At 45.0% G+C, this 22,987-nt stretch carries 18 protein-coding genes; 4 read left to right on the forward strand and 14 right to left on the reverse strand.

Annotated features, from left to right (window positions below):
- Nucleotides 1-95: 95 nt before the first annotated feature.
- Nucleotides 96-2,183 carry an elongation factor G gene (gene fusA / locus AB4161_RS09720; RefSeq protein ID WP_017058825.1) on the reverse strand — a complete coding sequence of 696 codons (2,088 nt, stop codon included), beginning with the start codon at nt 2,181-2,183 and terminating at the stop codon, nt 96-98.
- A 234-nt stretch (nt 2,184-2,417) separates the two neighbouring features.
- Nucleotides 2,418-3,797 (reverse strand): DNA repair protein RadA, encoded by a 1,380-nt coding sequence (gene radA, locus AB4161_RS09725; RefSeq protein ID WP_017063288.1) that lies wholly within the window; start codon nt 3,795-3,797, stop codon nt 2,418-2,420.
- 161 nt (nt 3,798-3,958) lie between these two features.
- On the opposite strand from radA, the gene AB4161_RS09730 reads away from it, so the two are divergent.
- Nucleotides 3,959-6,304 carry a PilZ domain-containing protein gene (locus tag AB4161_RS09730; protein ID WP_372083273.1) on the forward strand — a complete coding sequence of 782 codons (2,346 nt, stop codon included), beginning with the start codon at nt 3,959-3,961 and terminating at the stop codon, nt 6,302-6,304.
- Between the two features lie 122 nt (nt 6,305-6,426).
- Here AB4161_RS09730 and serB read toward each other — a convergent pair whose 3' ends face one another.
- On the reverse strand, nt 6,427-7,407 hold the full coding sequence (gene serB / locus AB4161_RS09735; protein ID WP_371721146.1) for a phosphoserine phosphatase: 981 nt from the start codon (nt 7,405-7,407) through the stop codon (nt 6,427-6,429).
- 109 nt (nt 7,408-7,516) lie between these two features.
- On the opposite strand from serB, the gene AB4161_RS09740 reads away from it, so the two are divergent.
- Complete coding sequence (locus tag AB4161_RS09740; RefSeq protein ID WP_076655999.1) at nt 7,517-8,128, forward strand: YtjB family periplasmic protein; 612 nt, start codon at nt 7,517-7,519, stop codon at nt 8,126-8,128.
- Nucleotides 8,129-8,255: 127 nt separating this feature from the next.
- On the opposite strand, the gene deoD is transcribed toward AB4161_RS09740, so the two are convergent.
- The 11 genes from deoD to AB4161_RS09795 form a co-directional block, all read right to left on the reverse strand.
- Nucleotides 8,256-8,975, reverse strand: a complete 720-nt coding sequence (gene deoD / locus AB4161_RS09745) for a purine-nucleoside phosphorylase (RefSeq protein ID WP_017063285.1) — start codon at nt 8,973-8,975, stop codon at nt 8,256-8,258.
- 65 nt (nt 8,976-9,040) lie between these two features.
- A complete protein-coding gene (locus AB4161_RS09750; protein ID WP_372083274.1) occupies nt 9,041-10,261 on the reverse strand; it encodes a phosphopentomutase in 1,221 nt (406 codons plus the stop codon).
- Between the two features lie 76 nt (nt 10,262-10,337).
- Nucleotides 10,338-11,666 carry a thymidine phosphorylase gene (gene deoA, locus AB4161_RS09755; RefSeq protein WP_048615578.1) on the reverse strand — a complete coding sequence of 443 codons (1,329 nt, stop codon included), beginning with the start codon at nt 11,664-11,666 and terminating at the stop codon, nt 10,338-10,340.
- Between the two features lie 223 nt (nt 11,667-11,889).
- Nucleotides 11,890-12,666 carry a deoxyribose-phosphate aldolase gene (deoC, locus tag AB4161_RS09760; RefSeq protein ID WP_010436196.1) on the reverse strand — a complete coding sequence of 259 codons (777 nt, stop codon included), beginning with the start codon at nt 12,664-12,666 and terminating at the stop codon, nt 11,890-11,892.
- Nucleotides 12,667-13,186: 520 nt separating this feature from the next.
- Nucleotides 13,187-14,449 (reverse strand): NupC/NupG family nucleoside CNT transporter, encoded by a 1,263-nt coding sequence (locus AB4161_RS09765; protein ID WP_017058833.1) that lies wholly within the window; start codon nt 14,447-14,449, stop codon nt 13,187-13,189.
- A 204-nt stretch (nt 14,450-14,653) separates the two neighbouring features.
- The gene (locus AB4161_RS09770; RefSeq protein WP_372083275.1) at nt 14,654-15,517 is read right to left on the reverse strand and encodes a TatD family hydrolase; all 864 of its coding nucleotides are present in this window, start codon (nt 15,515-15,517) and stop codon (nt 14,654-14,656) included.
- Nucleotides 15,518-15,707: 190 nt separating this feature from the next.
- Nucleotides 15,708-17,288, reverse strand: a complete 1,581-nt coding sequence (gene prfC / locus AB4161_RS09775) for a peptide chain release factor 3 (protein ID WP_017059244.1) — start codon at nt 17,286-17,288, stop codon at nt 15,708-15,710.
- Nucleotides 17,289-17,425: 137 nt separating this feature from the next.
- Nucleotides 17,426-17,881: a ribosomal protein S18-alanine N-acetyltransferase gene (rimI, locus tag AB4161_RS09780; RefSeq protein WP_372083276.1), complete on the reverse strand. Its 456-nt coding sequence runs from the start codon at nt 17,879-17,881 to the stop codon at nt 17,426-17,428.
- Nucleotides 17,874-18,272 (reverse strand): DNA polymerase III subunit psi, encoded by a 399-nt coding sequence (locus tag AB4161_RS09785; protein ID WP_017063280.1) that lies wholly within the window; start codon nt 18,270-18,272, stop codon nt 17,874-17,876. The genes rimI and AB4161_RS09785 overlap by 8 nt, the downstream gene beginning before the upstream one ends.
- A 198-nt stretch (nt 18,273-18,470) precedes the next feature.
- The gene (locus AB4161_RS09790) at nt 18,471-18,974 is read right to left on the reverse strand and encodes a GNAT family N-acetyltransferase (protein WP_017059241.1); all 504 of its coding nucleotides are present in this window, start codon (nt 18,972-18,974) and stop codon (nt 18,471-18,473) included.
- Nucleotides 18,958-19,485, reverse strand: a complete 528-nt coding sequence (locus AB4161_RS09795) for an SCP2 domain-containing protein (RefSeq protein WP_170963063.1) — start codon at nt 19,483-19,485, stop codon at nt 18,958-18,960. The genes AB4161_RS09790 and AB4161_RS09795 overlap by 17 nt, the downstream gene beginning before the upstream one ends.
- Nucleotides 19,486-19,743: 258 nt before the next feature.
- On the opposite strand from AB4161_RS09795, the gene AB4161_RS09800 reads away from it, so the two are divergent.
- Both AB4161_RS09800 and AB4161_RS09805 read left to right on the forward strand, forming a co-directional pair.
- Nucleotides 19,744-21,783, forward strand: a complete 2,040-nt coding sequence (locus AB4161_RS09800; RefSeq protein ID WP_017068226.1) for a bifunctional diguanylate cyclase/phosphodiesterase — start codon at nt 19,744-19,746, stop codon at nt 21,781-21,783.
- Between the two features lie 180 nt (nt 21,784-21,963).
- Nucleotides 21,964-22,977: a peptidase U32 family protein gene (locus AB4161_RS09805; protein WP_372083277.1), complete on the forward strand. Its 1,014-nt coding sequence runs from the start codon at nt 21,964-21,966 to the stop codon at nt 22,975-22,977.
- The last annotated feature ends 10 nt before the right edge of the window (nt 22,978-22,987 follow it).

The following is a 22,987-nucleotide window of genomic DNA, read 5'->3' on the forward strand; positions in this document are numbered from 1 at the left end:
CTCGCATCTCGCATCTCGCAGTATGTTACAAGCAATAAAAAGCCCCGCAAGCTTTCACTTGCGGGGCTTTTTTAGCTAATTGAGAAAAGGGCTAATTACTTACCAGCTTCTTTTTCTGCTTTAACTTTTGCAATCACTTCGTCAGCAACGTTAGTTGGACATGGTGCGTATTGTGCGAATTCCATAGAGAATTGGCCACGACCAGAAGTGATAGTACGTAGGTGACCGATGTAGCCGAACATCTCAGAAAGAGGTACGTCAGCTTTAATACGAACACCAGTAACGCCAGCTTGTTGATCTTTGATCATGCCACGACGACGGTTAAGGTCACCGATAACATCACCAACGTGATCGTCTGGAGTGAACACGTCAACGTTCATGATTGGCTCAAGAAGTTGCGCGCCAGCTTTAGGCATAGATTGACGGAATGCGCCTTTCGCTGCGATTTCAAATGCGATAGCAGATGAATCGACTGCGTGGAAACCACCATCGAAAAGTTCAACTTCAACGTCTAGAGTTGGGAAGCCAGCTAGTACGCCGTTTTCCATCATAGATGCGAAGCCTTTCTCAACTGCAGGCCAGAATTCTTTAGGAACGTTACCGCCCACAACTACAGAGTTGAACTTGAAGCCAGAACCTGCTTCGCCTGGTTTGATACGGTAATCGATCTTACCGAATTGACCAGAACCACCAGATTGCTTCTTGTGCGTGTAGCTATCTTCAATTGCTTGAGTGATAGTTTCACGGTAAGCAACTTGAGGAGCACCTACAGTTAGGTCAACGCCGTATGTACGCTTAAGGATATCTACCTTGATGTCTAGGTGAAGTTCACCCATACCTTTCAGGATAGTTTCGCCAGTCTCTTCGTCAGTCTCAACTTGGAAAGATGGATCTTCTGCAACCATTTTACCGATAGCGATACCCATTTTCTCAGAACCGCCTTTATCTTTTGGAGATACAGCGATTGAGATTACTGGAGTTGGGAATACCATTGGCTCAAGCGTTACTTGGTGCTTAGGATCACATAGAGTGTGACCAGTTTGCACGTTCTTCATACCAACGATCGCAATGATGTCACCAGCTTGTGCGCTAGTTAGTTCGTTACGGTCATCAGCTTGCATCTCAACCATACGGCCAACACGTTCAGTCTTGCCAGTGAATGAGTTAAGAATCGTGTCACCTTTGTTCAGTTTACCAGAGTAAATACGAACGAAAGTTAGAGCACCGAAGCGGTCATCCATGATTTTGAATGCAAGCGCTTTGAAAGTCTCATCTGTAGAAACGATAGCGTGTTCGCCAGTTTCTTCACCGTTCTCATCCATTAGAGGCTGAGGGTCAACTTCAGTTGGTGCTGGTAGGTAATCTACTACAGCATCAAGGATAAGTTGCATACCTTTGTTCTTGAACGCAGAACCACAGAACGTTGGGAAGAATGCGATATCACGAGTACCTTTACGGATACAACGCTTAACGTCTTCAATAGAAGGCTCTTCACCTTCCATGTAAGCTTCCATTAGGTCATCGTCTTGCTCTACAGCAGTTTCGATTAGCTCTTCACGGTATTGCTCAACGTCATCAACCATGTCCGCTGGAACATCTTTGATTTCGTAGTTTTCAGGAAGACCAGTGTCATCCCAAACGTATGCTTTACGGCTTAGTAGGTCTACAACACCAACGAACTCGTCTTCACGGCCGATTGGTAGAACCATTACTAGAGGAGTTGCACCTAGAACGTTTTTAACTTGGTCAACAACGTTGTAGAAGTCTGCACCCATACGGTCTAGTTTGTTAACGAAGATCAGACGAGATACTTCTGATTCGTTAGCGTAGCGCCAGTTAGTTTCTGATTGAGGTTCAACACCACCAGAACCACAGAATACACCGATACCGCCATCAAGAACTTTAAGAGAACGGTATACTTCAACTGTGAAGTCAACGTGTCCAGGAGTATCGATAACGTTTAGACGGTGATCGTTCCAAAAACAGCTTACAGCTGCTGATTGGATAGTAATACCGCGCTCAGCTTCCTGTTCCATGAAGTCAGTCGTTGATTCGCCATCATGTACTTCACCAGTCTTGTGGATTTGACCAGTTAGCTTAAGGATACGCTCAGTGGTAGTTGTTTTACCCGCATCAACGTGCGCGAAAATACCAATGTTTCTGTATTTCGATAAATCTGCCATTGTCTTACTCTGTTAATAGGATATAAAATGCGCGCAGAGTATATCACAATCTGTGAAGACTGATAGCTTTGCATGCATTTGGGACTAAAAAACTTTGCCTTTTTCTAACATATAGAAAAAGGCACTCAGTAGTAACAATCTAAATGATTGTTAATTATAGTGCTAACCTAAAGCCTAATCGGCGTTAAGGTTAGGCTGAATTGCTGCTGTATAGAGTAGCTGAAGTGAGTTCAATTACAACTCATCAAAAGCATTAATTGCTTCCGATAATTTTTTCACACCGTGGATCTGCATTCCTGGAATGCCACCTTTAGGCATGTTAGCCGCCGGTACAATCGCTTTCTTAAAGCCGTGTTTAAATGCTTCATTTAAACGCTCTTGTCCGCTCGGTACAGGTCGAATCTCACCCGCTAGGCCTACTTCTCCAAATACCACCACATCTTTTGGTAATGCGCGGTCTCTGAAACTAGAAAGTAGAGCCATCACCAACGCAAGATCAGCACTGGTTTCGGTTACTTTAACACCACCGACGACATTCACAAACACATCTTGGTCAGCCATTTGTAAGCCGCCGTGTTTATGCAGCACCGCTAATAACAAAGAAAGCCTGTTTTGCTCTAGGCCGACAGCGACGCGACGTGGGTTAGCCAGCTGTGAATAATCCACCAGCGCTTGGATTTCGACAAGAAGTGGACGCGTCCCTTCCCACACCACCATGACAGAACTGCCCGAGGTTTCTTCTTCACCACGAGACAAGAAGATAGCGGATGGGTTGCTGACTTCTTTTAGCCCTTGGCCTGTCATCGCAAACACACCCAGTTCATTCACTGCACCAAAACGGTTTTTGTGGCTGCGTAGCGTTCTAAAACGGCTATCGGTTCCGCCATCTAATAAAACAGAACAGTCAATAATGTGCTCAAGTACTTTTGGCCCTGCTAAGGTGCCGTCTTTAGTTACGTGTCCAACTAAGAACACAGCAACGTTATTCTGCTTCGCGTATCGCGTTAACGCCGTTGCCGACTCACGAACCTGGGCAACACTGCCCGGTGAAGATTGAACATCAGCTACATGCATAACTTGGATTGAGTCGATGACCATGATCTTTGGCTGTTCTTTTTCAGCAACCTGGCAGATCTTATCAACGTTGGTCTCAGAGAGCATCTTTAGGTGCTCTTTTGGCAACCCAAGTCTAGAAGCGCGCATTGCAACCTGCTGTAGGGATTCTTCTCCGGTTACATAAAGTGTCGGTAATTGAGAAGAGAGCTGACACATGGTCTGCAATAACAGCGTTGATTTACCTGCCCCAGGGTTACCACCAATCAGGATCGCAGCGCCAGGAACAACACCACCACCAAGTACGCGGTCTAGCTCTTTAAAGCCACTGCTAAAACGTGGGACTTCTTGCAGATCGATTTCTGACAGCGTTTGAACCGAAGATTCAGTTGCACCGCCCGCATAACCACTCAATCGTTCATTACGTGCGACCTGAGGTGAAGCGGCTAACCTAACTTCTGTAATCGTGTTCCAAGCACCACATGCATTGCACTGCCCCTGCCAACGTGGAAAATCGGCACCACAGTCATTACACACATAAGCTCGCTTTGCCTTCGCCATAAAACCTCAATAATTTACTCAATTACACAATGATGTTGTCAATTTGTGACTTATTTGACCGTACGGATGAAAATAAAAGTTGCAGTCATACCACTTATACTTAAAGATCGATTTAAACTAGTCGATAACATAAACGCACCGTCCATTCTAACAAGAAAAGTATGCAGCAATCTGAAATTCTATCTGTAGCAGAACGTTTAATCCCGGCTTACCACGCCGAAGATTTCGAATTCCTTCTTTCTCAAATGACAGAAGGGGAATCGCCGTCTCTGAAGCTGCTCGTTAAAATGGAACTGAATCGTATCATGGCTCCGTGTACAAAGAGCATTGATTTACGCGGGCGTATTGATAATGAGTGTCGTCAGTTCACTCTCGATGGCCGTAAGCACTGGCTCGATGATATCGCTTTAAACGCATATCAACGTGGTACGAAAAAGTTTAAAGGTTACACAGAAGGCGCATGGGAGTTAGTAATGACTCCGCGAACTCAGCCTCTGAGCGTTGTTAAAACATCTTCTCAAGGTAACCACGACATTACTAGCGCCAATAGCCCGTACGAAGCGGAAGCTATTAACCTAGGTTACGACTTAAAACGCCAAGAGAACAGACTCAAGATTAGCTCGCAGGTCGAGATCACCACATCGAAAGGGCAAAGCCTACATGGTGTAACGGTTGATATCTCCCCGTCGGGTGCAAAGTTCAAAGTACCGAGCGCCTTTCGATACAACCTCGGCGAGATCATCAGCGTTAAGTTCTCAGAGCTTATCGAAAAGTCCCAAGAAAACGATGTTAACCAAGCGGTTGAATTTCGTGTTTTGGGTATCGACGAATCTTATGAGAACAACGCGGTCAAATTTCTAAGAACCATCAAGGTAAGCGACAACAATATTGTGGCTCGCTTACTCGATGAGTCTTTAAATAGCACCAGTAAGAAAACCAGCCATGAGAATCAAGATAGGATTATTCGAACTCGTACTCGAGGAATCGAACATACCTATCTAAAGCATACTTGTAACCTACCCCTGTTTTTCAGCGGCAGCGAACTAAAGCTTGCCCTACTGACGGATAACAACCATCCATTATGGCAATATTGGCACGACGAACGAAATCAACAAGCGCTGGGTACCCTGTTCAACGAGCAACGTATGAACCTGTTGGCGAAACCAGGAGTGAAGGGAACCAGTAACGTTATCTACTCTTTTACCCATGAACACCAAAACAAGACCTTGTTCTATTCAATGATGCTGCCTGAAGCCTCTCGTGAACAAAGACAGCTGTTCTGGCACATCGGTGGCAAACGTAAAAGTTGGAAGGCGTTCAAGTTCTCGGTTTTCGAACTTTCAGACACTGAGCGACAAGCATTAGCTAAACACTCGGATACGCTGGCTCAAAGCTCAGCTCAACTGACGCATTGCGGAATCTTGCAAGAGATTGGCGATCACGAAAGTGCGGCGGACTATCTTCTGAGTGAAAAGCCACGCATTCCAAGCAGTGAATTGAACCGCTTCCGTCACCCGCGTACTGTCGTCGGCAATATTCAAAGCATCTACTTTGACTCTCAGACTCGTCGTAAAGAGCCGAGATACCAATTTAAGTCACCGTTGCAACTTACATCACAAGATGGCGCAGCGGCGAACGGACACACCTTAGATATTTCGAAGCGTGGACTGAGCATTAGCCTTGAACACCCAATGGTACTCAAGATTAATGATCCGGTATTAGTGAGCTTCAATGAACTGCAGCTCTATGACAAGAACCTGCCACTGAGCACAGTGCCTTACCACGTAATTCGAGTGAGTCCGAATGGTCGCAACGTGCAGTTGGTTATTGCCGAGAACGCCAAGACAATGCGTACCATCGCTTTCCTTAATGGGCTTATCGATCAAAACCAAAGTAAGCTGATTAAGAAGCAAGAGATACTGCCAACACATTCGCTACTCGAATCACTGCACAACATTTTGTTGAGCAAGATGGTCAGTAACCCAATATTCATTGATAAGCCAAGTTCAACGCTGCGCTGTAAGATCATTGGTGTGAATTTCCCACTGAATAAGCATCTAACGTTACTTGCTAAACTTGGTCACAACCAAAAGTTCTCACTCGAGCCAATCTTCAAGGGTCACACCAACTCACTGTTGGCTGAGCCACTAAAAAGAATTGAAGGTGCGGAGCCTAAGCATCATGACGTGTACATTGCTGCAGTGAAGTTTGGCGACAAAATCCAGTCGGTACACACCAAGTTGGTCAAAGACTTCGCCTCAGCAAAGGAACGCATCTTATTCATCAAGAAAGCGCAGCACTTAGGTGATGTGTATGTATTGCGAGTCACCACGGCACCTATCTTTAATCCGCTAACGAGTTTATTCCAGTCGGATTTAGAAGAGCTTTCACGCATCAGTATGCATCAAGCTAAGAAGCTAGAGAATGAGGTGACGGCGTTTATCGGTTATGGCGAGATAGAGGACATTACCGATGAAGTGCTGATTCGATTGGAGCTAACACGCTAGCCTCGAGTGGCGTATTAACTTAAGCATGAAAATTGAAAAAGCAGGCTGATAGCCTGCTTTTTTTGTGTCTGAGCCACTATTGCTAAATAAGATACATAGCCAATAGCACTTAGGTATAGCCCCTAAGGTTTCGCTTGCCAGCTGATCTTCTGTTGCTTAGCCAATACACCCGACAAGATACACAGCACACCGCCTAAACCTGCGTAACGAACAGCAGTTTGAGCTTGCTGCTCTACTTTTGGTTTTGCGTGGTAGGCAATGCCTAAACCTGCAGAGCCCATCATCACCAAGTCATTGGCACCATCACCAACGGCAACGGTATTATGTAGTTCCAATTCGTACTCTTCAGCCAACTCTACCAAGATATCCGCTTTGGTCTGCGCCGAAACAACATCGCCTAAGACTTCACCCGTCAACTTACCGTTGACGATCTCAAGCGTGTTTGATTGAGCATGGTCTAGATCAAGGGTATCTTTCAGGTAGTCAGAGAAGTAAGTAAAACCTCCTGATGCAATCGCTGTTTTCCAGCCAAGCTTATTTAGAGTATTCACCAGCCCGACCAAGTCTGGCATGAATGGCAATGACTGACGCACTTGCTCTAATATCGACTCATCCGCACCTTTCAGTGCTCCTACTCGTTGGCGCAGGCTCTGTTCAAAGTCGAGCTCGCCTTGCATCGCTCGTTCTGTGATTTCAGAGACTAACTCTCCCACTCCAGCTAGCTTGGCAATCTCATCAATGCATTCAATTTGAATCGCTGTGGAATCCATATCCATCACGATCAAACCTGGCTTAGATAAGTCTGGGACCTCGCTAAGGCAAGCATAATCAAGCTTTAGCGCTTGGAGGATTTCTTCGTGTGCTGGCGTTAGATTGCCTGACATCAAAGCCACTTCATAATGCCCAACCTTCCACGTATCGAGGATGGTGTTGTAAGTGCCAGTGAAAAAGTCGATGTCATCGAAAGATTGTGGAGATAGGTACTCACCAAACACAATCCAATTGGCCTTGGATTTAGCGAGTTGAGAAGCGAAACGAGTCTCGGGGAGTCGAGTTAATAATGTCGTATGCCTTTTTATCGGCAGATATTTCTGATCGTCCATGTGTATGATTCCTAATTAACTATGCTAAACGTTAACCTATTGCAATTTGAAAACGCAAGTCTCAATATGTCTTAATCATAACATTTGTTTATTTCAGGCTTCGTTAAACATGAATGAATCATTGTTCTCAATACGTAACGCTTTACGAATGCTAGCCCTCATTTTGTTGGCTACCATGTTCGTTGTAACGATTAAAAATACGGTCGTGATCAGTAAAGGTAACGAGAAGATCCAAGCAAAACAATTGGAAACTCTTACCAAGCTGCTTATCTCTCAGGCATCACTTTCAGCCAGCAAGATGATCACGCAACAAGACCAAGAGCGATTGCTTGATCTGACTAACCAGCTATCTCAAGACCGACTGGTGTTCGATACCACCATCTATGATGCAGAGGGTATTCGACTGGCTTCGAGCGAAAAAGCCCTCTCGGTACGTGAGGTTCTTGGCTTAGATACACCACTTTCAACAGCAAGTATCGGCAGACAACAGTTAGTTGAACCTATTTATTCTCCAGAGAAAACGATCATCGGCTTTATTCGAGTGACTTTTGAAACCGGTAAGATGACGGCGATTTCTGATCACCACTACCGCAAAAGTGATCGCTACATGATCGGTATGGTGTTGATGGGGTTTGTGAGTGGCGTGTTGTTCATCATGCTGATTCGCAGAAGACCAACTAAGTCTGGTGAGAACTTACTATTGAAAAATGTAAGCTCATAAACACACTAGGCTGACAATAAATACTAGACTCAGAATAAGTACAGCAATCCAATAAAAAGCCCCGACGCTCAGGCAGCAACGGGGCTTTTTGTTATCTGTTAACTTATCAAGCTAAGACAAATCAAGATTATTCTTGGTCACCAAGCAACACTGAGTCTAGTGCGATAACCATCATGTCGTTGAAAGTCGTTTGACGTTCATCTGATGTCGTTTGCTCACCAGTCTTGATGTGGTCAGAAACAGTACAGATCGTTAGAGCTTTTGCGCCGTATTCAGCACATACACCATAGATGCCAGCCGCTTCCATCTCTACGCCAACAATGCCGTATTTGTCCATTACTTCGAACATCTCTGGATCTGGCGTGTAGAACAGCTCAGCCGAGAACAGGTTACCGACTTTTACGCCGACACCGAGAGCTTTGGCTGCATCTTCTGCCGCGCGCACCATTTTGTAATCCGCAATCGCCGCAAAGTCATGATCTTTAAAGCGAATACGGTTCACTTTAGAGTCAGTACATGCGCCCATGCCGATCACCACATCACGCACTTTGATATCTTCGCTCACTGCACCACAACTGCCCACACGAATGATCTTCTTCACACCAAAGTCTTTGATAAGCTCAGTCGCGTAAATAGAACAAGATGGAATGCCCATACCGTGTCCCATTACCGAAACCTTACGACCTTTGTAAGTACCGGTGTAACCAAACATGTTGCGAACGTCGCACACTTGAACCACTTCTTCTAAGAAGGTTTCAGCGATGTATTTAGCACGTAGCGGATCGCCTGGCATTAAAACTACGTCAGCGAAATCACCCATTTCAGCATTAATATGTGGAGTAGCCATTGAAAATATCCTTAATCTCAAAACAAAAAAAGAAGAGAGAAGTTTCCCTCTCTCTTCGTTAACTATTATAGAAAGCTTGTACCGTGTCCCATTGGCGATGTACCAAAGTATGACGCTAAGCTTTGACCGATATCAGCAAATGTATCGCGACGGCCTAAAGAACCGGCTGGAACCTTCTGACCGTAAACAATCACAGGGATGTGCTCACGAGTATGGTCTGTACCTGGCCATGTCGGATCACAACCGTGGTCAGCAGTTAAGATAAGCACATCGTCTTCTTTCATCATATCGATGATTTGATTGATGCGACCATCGAAGTACTCAAGTGCCGCTGCGTAACCAGCAACATCACGGCGGTGGCCGTAAGCTGAGTCAAAATCAACGAAGTTAGTGAACACGATAGTGTTGTCGCCCGCTTCATTGATCGCATCTTTGGTTGCTTCAAATAGCGCAGGGATACCTGTTGCTTTGGTTTTCTGAGTGATGCCACAACCCGCGTAGATATCAGAGATCTTACCGATTGAGTGAACGTTACCGCCCTTCTCATCAACCAACTTCTGAAGAATGGTAGCTGCAGGTGGCTCAACAGAAAGGTCACGACGGTTACCAGTACGTTCGAATTGACCTTTACCTGGGCCAATGAACGGACGAGCGATAACACGACCAATGTTGTAATCTTCTAGCTCTTCACGAGCAATCTGACAAAGATCTAATAGGTTTTGCAGGCCGAATGTCTCTTCGTGACAAGCGATCTGGAAAACAGAGTCTGCAGAAGTATAGAAGATTGGCAGACCAGTCTTCATGTGCTCTTCACCTAGGTTATCTAGGATTTCCGTACCAGATGAGTGGCAGTTACCCAAGAAACCAGACAGGCCTGCACGCTCAAGGATGCGGTCAGTCAGTTCTTTTGGGAAGCTGTTCTCTTTGTCGGTGAAGTAGCCCCAGTCAAACAGTACAGGAACACCTGCGATTTCCCAGTGACCTGATGGCGTGTCTTTACCAGAAGACAGCTCAGCAGCGTGACCGTAAGCGCCAATGATCTCAGCGTCTGCATCCATACCAGGAGCAAAACGACCCGTAGACTCTTTGTGAGCCATCGCTAGACCTAGCTTAGACAGGTTTGGCAGTGCCAGTGAACCTTTACGATCTGCATTGTCTGCAAGACCTTGGTCACAATGATCTGCGATGTGGCCCATAGTGTCAGAACCTACATCACCAAATTTGTCTGCATCCGCTGTTTCACCGATACCGAATGAATCTAAAACTAAAATAAATGCTCTTTTCATTTTCTTCACCAACTTATTGCTCTTTGCACCAGAACTCTGTTTATCGGTATACGCGAGGCATACCGATAACGGTTATTTACACGTCTTCAGAACGAATCTGACGGTAAACGTCTGGCGTTGCTGTATATTCTCCACCCACAGTGATTGCATTTTGTAATGCAGTTGCAGCTTCTTGCCACTGTTGTTCGTTGCGAGCATGAATCATTGCTAATGGCTTATCTTCACTTGCTACTTCACCTAGGCGAATGAAGTGATCAAAACCGACGGCGTAATCAATGCTGTCAGTTGCTACGCGACGACCACCGCCCATACCAACCACAGCCATACCAATTGCACGAGTATCCATTGCTGATACCACACCGCTTTCTAGCGCGTACACTGGCTTAATAATGTCTGCTTTTTCTAGGTAGTTATCGTAGTTCGTTACGAAATCAGCTGGACCACCAAGACCCGCTACCATCTTACCAAAGCACTCTGCTGCTTTACCGTTATCCAGTACTGCCATCAGTTTTTCGCGCGCTTCGTCTGAGTCTTTAGCTAGGTTACCGAGCACCAGCATTTCAGCACACGATGCTAGAGTGATCTCTAACAAGCGAGGGTTACGGTATTCACCCGTTAGGAACTGAACCGCTTCACGAACTTCTACTGCGTTACCCGCTGAAGAAGCCAGCACTTGGTTCATGTCCGTTAGGATTGCTGTTGTTTTAGTACCCGCACCGTTTGCTACTGCAACGATAGATTTCGCTAGCTCTTCAGATGCTTCGTAAGTCGGCATGAATGCGCCTGAACCTACTTTTACATCCATCACTAGAGAATCAAGGCCCGCAGCCAGTTTCTTAGATAGGATTGAAGCCGTGATCAGCGAGATGTTATCGACTGTTGCTGTGATATCACGAGTTGCGTAAACACGCTTGTCAGCAGGCGCTAGATCGCCTGTTTGACCGATGATAGCCACGCCAGCATCTTTCGTTACTTCACCGAACACATCGTTGGTTGGTGTAATGTTGTAACCCGGAATAGATTCCAGCTTGTCTAGCGTACCGCCAGTGTGGCCTAAACCACGACCAGAGATCATTGGAACGAAACCGCCACATGCTGCCACCATTGGGCCAAGCATCAGAGAAGTAACGTCGCCAACACCACCAGTAGAGTGTTTATCAACGATTGGGCCATCAAAGTTCATGTGGCTCCAGTCAATCACCATGCCTGAATCACGCATTGCACACGTTAGTGCGATACGTTCTGGCATCGTCATTTCATTAAAAAAGATAGCCATTGCGAATGCGGCAATTTGGCCTTCAGAAACCGTGTTCTTAGCCACACCTTGAATGAAGAAGTTAATTTCTTCAGCTGTTAGGACTTCACCGTCACGTTTTCTGCGAATAATTTCTTGAGGTAGATACATTAGTGCCTCCCAAACTCTAGTGAGTATGGTTTGTAGGGAAAAGAGGTAATATGGAGTGGCTTGACGCCACTCCATCAAACAGACTTATTATGTTCAATACTCTAAATATTTGGCGTTGCAGTTAGGCGACCAGTGAGTTCATTCCTATGAGCATAGAGGCTCTATGTGATTAGGAGGAACTTACGCAGTCAACAACGCTGCGGTGTCAAATATGACGAGTAAATTAGTATGCTGCTGGATCAGCAGTCTGGTCTGTCACTTCTAATGTATTAAGAAGGTTAGTTAGTAGGCTTGAAGCACCAAAACGGTAGTGCATGTTGTCTGCCCACTCAGCGCCTAGTAGCTCATCAGCCATTGCTAGGTATAGTGCTGCATCTTCAGCAGTACGTACGCCACCAGCTGGTTTGAAACCAACTGTTTTAGCAACGCCCATGTCACGGATAACTTCAAGCATCATGCGCGCGTACTCTGGAGTCGCGTTTACTGGCACTTTACCTGTTGAAGTTTTGATGAAGTCTGCACCTGCTTCGATACAGATTTGAGAAGCTTTCTTGATTAGTGCTTCTTCTTTCAGTTCACCTGTTTCGATGATCACTTTAAGCGTGATGTCACCACAAGCTGCTTTACACTGTTTAACTAGCTCAAAGCCAACTTCTTCGTTGCCAGCAATAAGAGCACGGTATGGGAATACTACGTCAACTTCGTCTGCGCCGTACGCTACCGCTGCTTTTGTTTCTGCAACAGCAATTTCGATGTCGTCATTACCATGAGGGAAGTTAGTTACAGTCGCAATGCGTACTTCTGGAGTACCTTGTTCACGCAACGCTTTCTTAGCTGCTGGGATAAAGCGAGGGTAAATACAGATTGCAGCGGTGTTGCCTACTGCAGTCTTCGCGTCATGACAAAGCGCCACTACTTTTTCAGTAGTATCGTCGTCATTTAGCGTAGTTAGGTCCATAAGTTTAAGTGCACGTAGAGCTGCTGCTTTTAAATCGCTCATTTCTATCTCCGATCAATATATTCAAATAGTTAACTACTTCGCCCTCCATCCAGTATAGATGGATATTTTAGTAATGCTCAGTAGCCACAAATGAACGGACTTGGTTCCCTGAAGACTTGATAACTTTCGCTACCAATTGCAATCCTTGTCACCGCACAGTACCAGTTTGGTCTATGGCACAACAAATCAGTCATATTGTGTCTAACATCTATAGCGTATCGCTAATTTTGGCTTAATCCCAGAAGAATAACGTTCGAGTTGATTTCGAGGTTACTTTCTTGCCAACAGAGACATCCTATCCCTTTAGCTTATACATTATAGGTATCCATCAATAAATTGTAGTGCTCCTTAGAACGCAAACGGTTTGTATCTCAAAAAAATATTCTAGACCCTACATCGAATCTAAGCATAAGCGCGTGCATATACTAAAAACGGCAGGCCTAAAAACAAAAAAGCCCCGCAGCAATTTCTTGCTACGGGGCGATATTATTATGGCGTCTATATATCGATTTCTAACTAATTAGAAAGACAGGAAGAAGCCAGCAATTGTTGCTGCCATCAGGTTAGATAGAGTACCAGCAATTACCGCTTTAACACCCATACGTGCGATGTCGTGGCGACGGCTTGGTGCAATACCACCTAGACCACCTAGAAGAATCGCAATTGAAGAAAGGTTTGCGAAACCACATAGTGCGAATGCGATGATAGCTTGAGTCTTCTCAGACATCACTTGGCCAGTTGCTGCAACAACTTGAGCGTTTTCACCAACGTATGGTACGAAGTTTAGGTATGCAACGAATTCGTTAACAACTGTCTTCTGACCAATGAAAGAACCAGCGATAGTTGCTTCTTCCCATGGAACACCAATGATGAATGCTAGCGGTGCGAAGATCCAACCTAGAAGAAGTTCTAGAGTTAGGTTTTCCATACCGAACCAACCACCGATGCCACCTAGGATACCGTTGATTAGAGCAATTAGACCGATGAATGCTAGTAGCATTGCACCAACGTTAAGTGCTAGTTGTAGACCAACTGATGCGCCACCTGCTGCTGCGTCGATAACGTTAGCTGGTTTGTCATCGCCACCGTCCATTTCGTCAGCGATGTTGTCGTCTGGCGTATCTGTTTCAGGCTTGATGATTTTAGCGAATAGTAGACCACCTGGTGCTGCCATGAATGATGCTGCTACAAGGTACTCTAGAGGTACACCCATAGATGCGTAACCCGCTAGTACACCACCAGCTACAGAAGCCAAACCACCACACATTACTGCGAATAGTTCAGAGTTAGTCATTTTAGGAACAAATGGACGAACAACTAGAGGTGCTTCAGTTTGACCAACGAAGATGTTTGCTGCTGCAGACATAGACTCGGCGCGAGAAGTACCTAGAGCTTTCTGAAGACCACCACCAAGAACTTTGATTACAATTTGCATAACACCAATGTAGTAAAGTACAGAGATAAGTGCAGAGAAGAAAATCAGAGTTGGTAGTACTTGGAAAGCAAAGATGAAACCGATACCGTCAACTGAGAAGTTAACTAGGCTGCCGAATAGGAAACCAGTACCGTCTTTACCGTAGTCGATCACGTTTGCTACACCAGCAGAGAAACCTGCAAGTAGATCACGACCCCAAGGGATGTAAAGTACGAATGCACCAAGTGCGAATTGGATAGCGAAAGCGCCACCCACTGTTCTTAGATTAATAGCTTTGCGGTTGTCAGATAGTAGTACTGCGATTGCGATCAGTGCAACCATTCCGACTAGGCTCATAAACAGGCTCATAGTTTATGACTTCCTTATTAGTTATTTATTGGCGTGTTACAAAATGGGGCTATAAAGCGGAGGCAATTATACTCATGCGACCACTAATAAAGTAATGCCGTCCTCACACTTTCGTAGAAGATTCATGTACCATTCACGCGCAAATGTGACCCAAATCACAAGCTCAGTGCAATTTACGCAAACGATAAACAAAAACCTTCGATTTTATTCACATATACCGAATGCGCGATGGCTATTTTGCCAAATTTGCGCTGCAATCGATTGCTTTGGCTCTTTTCTAAGCAAAAAAAGTTCATTTAAGATCGTAACTAAATATTTGGAATGATTAACATTTCCTTGGTTTCCATACATGGGCATGTCCGGAGCATCCGTTTCCAATACCAGACATTCAAGGGGCAATTTTGCGATGGTTGTGCGTGTTTTTTGCGCTCTTGGGTAAGTTATCGTTCCACCGACGCCAATATAGAAACCGAGCTTGATCCACGCCAAAGCTTGCTGTTCACTCCCAGAAAAACCGTGAATCACACCACCTAAGGTGAACTTATGCTGCTTTATTAGCTCGATAAGTCGGTTGTAAGACTTCCTCTCATGGATGATTAAAGGCAGGTCAAACTCCTTCGCAAGCTCCATTTGTTGGATGAAAAAGCGCTCTTGTTTCTCTCGTTCAACGTCCACAAAAAAGTCGAGCCCGCACTCACCTATCGCGACACATTGGCTGTTTTTTGAAGCGAGTAATTGGCGAAGTTCCGAAAATTGTTCGTCATTGGCCGGTTCTAAAAAGTAAGGATGGAAGCCTAATGCATAGTAAATATTGGGGTGAGATTGAGCGATTTCATCGAGCTTCCTCCAGTTACGTTGGCCGATAGAAGGGATGATTAACTTCTCGACTTGCGCTTGTTTCGCTTCTTTAAGATAGCCATCAATAGTTTGATCAGGTGTAAAACCTTGCTCAAACGCCTCAAAATCCGCGTGGCAATGAGTATCAAACAGCGGAAAGTCACTTATTTGCTGTGTCACTTTCCCTACTCTCCATTTGTTTCCCTTGAGGATCACGACGATAAGCAACACAACTGCGCTTGTTTTCAGGCGTTAGCCCAAGCTCTTCACACCACTTATCATATCTTTTAACCCAAGTTTTTATCCAACCCAACATAACTGCCTCTAACCTCAGCCTTTAAACCTCAAATAAAACGCATTAAAAAACGCCTATTGCAGAACAATAGACGTTTTTGTTTAACTCTAATAGATCGCGGAGAAATTAGTGCTCGCGCGTCGCTCGGAATTGAACTTCAGGGAAACGTTCAGAAGCTAGGTTCAAGTTCACCATAGTTGGTGCGATGTAAGACAGGTTGTCACCGCCATCTAGCGCTAGGTTAGATTGGTTCTTACGTTTGAATTCTTCTAGTTTCTTAGCGTCATCACATTCAACCCAACGAGCTGTTGCAACGTTAACACCTTCGTAGATAGCTTCTACGTTGTATTCCGCTTTCAAGCGCGCTACAACCACGTCGAACTGAAGCACACCAACCGCACCAACGATCAGGTCGTTGTTTTGCATAGGACGGAATACTTGTACTGCGCCCTCTTCTGAAAGCTGAACTAAGCCTTTTAGAAGTTGCTTCTGCTTAAGTGGATCGCGCAGGCGAATACGACGGAATAGCTCAGGTGCGAAGTTAGGGATACCAGCGAACTTCAGGCTCTCACCTTGAGTGAAGGTATCACCAATCTGGATAGTACCGTGGTTATGTAGACCGATAATATCACCCGCGTATGCTTTTTCAGCACGTGCACGGTCACCCGCCATAAAGGTTACCGCATCAGAGATACTTACACTCTTGCCTGTACGAACATGGTTCATCTTCATACCTTGGTTGTAAGTACCCGAAACGATACGCATGAATGCGATACGGTCACGGTGTTTAGGGTCCATGTTTGCTTGGATCTTAAATACGAAACCAGAGAACTTCTCTTCTGTCGCTTCAACATCACGCTCGTTCGCTTGACGCGTTTGAGGTGCTGGAGCCCATTTCGTTAGACCATCAAGCATGTGGTCAACACCAAAGTTACCCAATGCAGTACCGAAGTAAACCGGCGTTAGTTCACCCGCTAGGAATAATTCATGGTCAAACTCAGGACAAGCACCGATAACAAGCTCTAGCTCTTCACGTACGCTTTCCGCAAGATCAGCACCTACTGCTTCATCTAGCTCAGGGTTATCTAGACCTTTGATGATACGAACTTCTTGGATCTCGTGGCCGTGGCCAGATTCATACAAGATCGTTTCATCACGGTGAATGTGGTAAACACCTTTAAACTCTTTACCGCAACCAATTGGCCATGAGATTGGAGCACAAGCCATACCTAGCTCGCTCTCTACTTCATCAAGCACTTCCATTGGGTCACGAACGTCACGGTCAAGTTTGTTCATAAACGTTACGATTGGCGTATCACGCAGACGTGTTACTTCCATTAGTTTACGAGTACGATCCTCGACACCTTTCGCAGCATCGATAACCATCAAACATGAATCAACCGCTGTTAGCGTACGGTACGTATCTTCCGAGAAATCTTCGTGTCCTGGAGTATCTAGTAGGTTTACTAGGCAATCATTGTATGGGAATTGCATTACCGACGTAGTTACCGAGATACCACGTTCTTTTTCCATCTCCATCCAGTCAGATTTAGCGTGCTGGTTAGAGCCACGGCCTTTTACGGTACCAGCTTTTTGAATCGCGTTTCCGAATAAAAGAACTTTTTCAGTAATCGTGGTTTTACCCGCATCCGGGTGAGAGATAATCGCAAACGTTCTACGTTTGCTCACTTCTTGTTGGAAAGACATAGTCGCCCTTTGCTGATCTAAAGCGTAAAAAGGGCAAGTAGATAATACTTGCCCTTGAATTCTGTGTGCGGATTATACAGAAAGCGTGTCACTTTCTAAAGGGTCAGTTTACACCCTATTTTTCGTGTACTCTCAGCTTAACTAAACGACATAAAAAGATAGCTCATAATGATGGCGTCTTCGTTGCCTTGCTTGGTTGGATAATAGTTACGACGGCGATCAACTTCATTGAAACCGGCCTTTTCATAAAGATTAAACGCATTCACATTACTTTCGCGAACTTCTAGCCAAGCGCTTTCCGCGTCGGCTTGCTCACACATATCAAGGAAATGTTCAGTTAACGCTTTTCCATACCCTTTGCCTTGCTGGCTTGGGTCAACGGCAATATTAAGCAGCGTGACTTCGCCAACGATGTTTTGCGCGAAGAAGTACCCGACCACTCGCCCATCGACTTCAAGAACATGATGACAAGCGCCTCGGCTATCAAGATCTCGGATCATGTTTTCAGACCAAGGGTGAGAATGCGCGGCCTGCTCTATCTTCCAAATGGCGTCTAGGTGTTGTTGTGAAGTCGGTAAAAATTGATTAGTCATAAGCACAAATTTGTTGCCATAAGTCGCGGCGGTGTTGGTTGTTACCGTTAATGTCAGACAGTAATGGCGATTGAAGTGTTTTAGCCTTCAGCTCTTGAGCCGACTCACAACCAGCAAACCATATCCACTCAACCGAACCTAAATCCACAGTAGACAAGTGTTGCGGTTGAAGGTGTAAAGCCTGAGATAAGTCGAGCTTGATACTTTTGAGTACTCGCTCAAACATCACGGCGAGATCTTCCTGAGGTTTTTCAGGCGAAACCAACAGTAACTTGCAATCGCTCGAGAGCGGAGTCAATTCAGATTCATAACCTGCTAAACGCTCTGGGTGACTTAGTTCCCATTGGCTAATGCCCATCTCATGTAGGTATTGCGCGTGTGTTTGTGACATATCTAGCGGTAGTAACCTTAAGTTTATTGGAGCCAAAGTTTATTGAAACCAGAAGTTTGTTAGAACTAGTTTTGTGAAAGCTGCCTCTATTGAAAGAGCGCTTATTAGAGCAGGGCTGATACTAACAAAAAATAAAGGAGCATCAAGCTCCTTTATTTAGACTAAATCAGTTTGTATCTTGTTGCGTGATAAATCAGCTTATAAGTCGTTGAACTCAGGACTGTAAGCAATCTCACCAGAATGCCCTGCAAGCGCACCTTCAACTAACTCGATAGCTTGGAAAGCTCCTTCAGGTACATCCCAAGTGCAGCTCAAACCAAATTCACTCGCAGCCTTGAAACCAAAGCGACCGTAATAGGCAGGATCACCAAGCACGACACAGGCTGGGTAACCAAAATCAACCAAAGTAGAGAAAGCATCTTCAACCAGTGATTTAGCAATGCCTTGGTTGCGGAACTCTTCTTTCACAGCAAGTGGTGCAAGCCCCTGCCAGTTGTGATCGTCACCTTTAAGGGTAATTGGGCTAAACATCAGGTGACCAACCACCTCGCCTTCGTCAGAGCAAGCCACCAGCGATAGCGTTAAATGACTATTCTCACGCAAGCTCATAACCAAATTAGCTTCTGCATCCGTTTCAAAAACAGATTTCAATAGACGATCAATGACAAGTATATCTGCCGGTGCTTCAGTTCGAATAAGCATTCATTACCTCACTTTGTGTATCTGGGGATTGTACTCCCTTCTGCACAAAATCAGCTAATTGATTTAACAAAGTTTTCATAGGAGTCGGCAATAAGTCCAAATCTACGCTATCCATCAAGTTTTTGACCTCTAAACCGAGCTCTGTATCACCTTCAATAGACAGTCGACGTTGGAAGAAAAGCGTATCTGGGTCTTCTTTACGTCCCGCAATCAACACAAGATCGTTAAGATTGCCGCTAAAGCTTACATCTTCAACCACGTCTTTATCAGCTACAACCAGTTGCTCATTTTTGTAGCTAATACACCAACTTAACCCCATGTCTTTTATTGAGACTTTCAGCCATTTGTCTTCTAAAAACTCAAAGTCACCGTCCTCTAAAGCTTCCTTGAATACATTCTTCAGCGCCTCCAATAAGGCTCTTTTTTGTACTGTTTTAGGCAATAACTGGACTGGAGATCGCAAAATTGATGCGGCATTTTGAACTAGTTGAGTGCGAATCTTGTTTATCACGTGACTTATCCGTAACTTTGTCAATAATATGGAATGCATCATAGATGATGTTGAGATCTCAGTTACTGTTATGTATCAAATTAACTTCTGTTTGATACTCGACCTTTAATATCCTGAAAATCACAGTTATAGTAACTCAGGTAATGAGAATTACAGCGGATCGCTGCACTCACAGGTAAATATCGATAGCCACACAAAAAGTAATAAATATTTATCGATAGTGAATATTCAAGCTCTTGGAGAATTGGTAGTACTTTGATGCCTCCCCAACAACTACAACATTGGTTTACCCAGCTAACTGCAAATAGTCCGTTCTTTTTTGCAGTACTTGATGCTCAACATAACTATTTTATGGTGAATGAGCGTTACTGCGATATTGCTGGTTTGAGTCAAACAGAGCTTGCAGGCATGAATGATCGCCAAACATTGGGCGAACAGTTCTACCAACATCTCAAACCTTACTATGAGCGTGCATTCAGTGGCGAAACGATTGAGGCCGAAGTCACCCTCAACGAAACAGACCTCGATACCAGCCTTCATTTCAGCCTATCTCCGCTTACCAATGGCAACAAAACCGACTACATCGTCTTTCACGCCTTCGACACATCAGAAAACCAAGTACTTGTCCGTTCTTTAGAAGAATCCGAAGCCAAATTCCACAAACTATCTCAACTACTCCCTGACGGATTACTGCTCGTTGAAAGTGACTATATCTTGTCATCTAACCCAGCAGCAGCGCGCTTGCTTGGCTTTAACTCAACCACAGAGTTAATTGGTGAAGAGTTGGGACGCCTATTTATCGATGAACAAACCAAAACAGTCTTCAATAATAACCTCAGCTCTATTATTTCTGAGTCTGGTTTGGTTTGCTTAACGGGTGCACGATGCGGCTTTGAACGTAAGGTTCAGCTCAACATCGACTCCACCACTGTTCTTGGAAGCAACACTCAGTTGGTGCTTATCCAAGACGCACAAGAAACCGCAAAACAATACACACCAGCAAACAGTGAAGATGCCTACATAGATGCACTGACCAAACTCTACAATCGAGTTGGGTTTACTAAGCGTCTTGAGCAGTTCATTCACAACGATACGCCGGTGGTGATGCTCTACTTAGACATTGATAACTTTAAAAATATCAATGACTCACTTGGTCATCACATCGGTGACAAGGTGATTAAAGAGGTCGCTTCGCGTCTTAAACGCTTACTGCCTCGTAAGGCCGTGATTGGACATTTAGGCGGGGATGAGTTTGGTATTATCCTTCCAGAACCTGAACATCAGCGAACACCTGAAATGCTCGCTGAAAAGATCATTTCCCTGATCAATCAACCCTTCGATCTTCACCACTTTAGCAAGCGCTTAGCCTGCTCTATTGGTAGTGTGAGCTTTCCTCAAGATGGTACTGATGCTCGTATCTTGCTGCAAAATGCAGACACAGCAATGTATGAAGCGAAAGATCGTGGTCGTAATCGTCTGATCAAGTTCAACGAACAGATGAATAAAGAAGCGCGTATGCGACTGTGGCTTGAGATAGAGCTCCAAAAAGCACTGCAACAAAATGGACTTGAGGTTTGGTATCAACCGAAAGTGAATGCCCGTGATTTCACCATCAACGGCGCTGAAGCTCTGGTACGTTGGAAGCATCCTGTCGAAGGTTATATCAGTCCGGCCGCGTTCATTCCTGTGGCGGAACGAGCAGGGCTTATTGAACAACTTGGCCGAGTGGTAATGCGTGAAGTGTTTGCTACGGTTAAGCGCTGGAAGATGCAAGGTATCCTTCCAGGTCGTGTCGCGATCAACCTATCTCCAGAACAGTTTGGTAACCCAAAGCTGATTGATTATATGGAAAAATTGCTGCGTTCGACCGAGCTTGATCCAAGTGCGATTACGTTTGAGCTAACGGAAAGCGCGGTAATGAGTGATAGTGAACACACACTTCAAATGCTTAACGCCATCAAGAAACTTGGCTTTGCTCTCTCAATTGATGATTTCGGTACAGGTTACTCTTCACTGTCTTACCTTGCTCGCTTCCCAATTGATGAGCTTAAAATAGACCGTGCTTTCATCTCTGATATCGATACCCTACCAAAGCAAATTACCGTAATTGAAAACATCATCAACCTAGGTAAATCTCTCGATTTGACCGTGGTTGCAGAAGGTGTCGAAACCAGTGAGCAAGCGACTCTGCTGTCTAACCTCAACTGTAGTTCGATTCAAGGCTTCCACTTCTATCGTCCGCAACCAAAACAAGATGTCGAAGAGTTGTTTGCTCAAAACCGCCGTCATAAGAACTGATTAGACGATTCCAATACGCACCTCATTCAAAACCAAAGCAACACACAAAACTACCACTCGTCAGTACCTCAAACGGAGTAAAAGCAGATTTATCCATCTAAACCTGCCTTACATCAATTCCGTCATTCACAATTCTTCATAAAATGCTCGCTTCAACTTAATTCTACTGGTAGTGAGCAAATGGAACTCTTATGCCCAGCGGGTAACTTACCTGCTTTGAAAACCGCTATTGATTGTGGTGCGGATGCTGTCTATATCGGATTCAAAGACGATACCAATGCCCGACACTTTGCAGGCCTAAACTTTGCGGGTAAAAAGCTCGATCGTGCTGTGCAGTATGTGCATGACCACAACAAGAAAATTCACGTTGCCTTAAATACTTTTGCTCACCCAAATGGCTTCGAACGCTGGACAAATGCCGTAGACAACGCCGCAGCACTAGGTGTTGATGCGCTGATCATTGCTGATATCGCAGTGCTTGAGTACGCAGCAAACAAATATCCAGAACTAGAATTGCATCTATCGGTTCAAGCTTCTGCAACCAATGCGGCTGCAATCGACTTCTACCACAAGAACTTCAATGTAAAGCGTGTGGTATTGCCTCGCGTATTGTCAATTCATCAGGTCAAACAGCTTTCTCGTAACATCACCTCTGACGTTGACCTTGAAGTATTCGCTTTTGGTAGTTTGTGCATCATGGCAGAAGGTCGTTGCTACCTCTCTTCATATATGACCGGCGAATCACCCAATACCGTTGGTGCTTGTTCTCCAGCAAAATACGTTCGCTGGCAAGAAACAGAAACAGGCCTAGAGTCACGCTTGAATGAGATTCTTATCGACAAGTACGTAGCTGGCGAAAACGCGGGCTACCCAACGCTGTGTAAAGGCCGCTTTGAAGCAGAAATCGATGGTGAGCGTAAACGCTATCACGCACTTGAAGAGCCAACCAGCCTCAACACGCTGTCTATGTTGCCTGAGCTATTTGCTGCCAACGTTGCCTCAGTGAAAATTGAAGGTCGCCAACGTAGCCCTGCTTATGTTGAACAAGTCACTCGCACTTGGCGCGCAGCTATCGACCGCTACTTAGCGAACCCAGAACAATACCAAGTGGAACAAGCTTGGAATGCGACACTGGCGAATGTATCTGAAGGTACACAAACCACGCTTGGCGCTTATCACCGTAAATGGCAATAGAGCCAAATGG

Source organism: Vibrio sp. 10N.286.51.E5, assembly GCF_041469125.1.
Lineage (GTDB): Bacteria > Pseudomonadota > Gammaproteobacteria > Enterobacterales > Vibrionaceae > Vibrio > Vibrio crassostreae_C.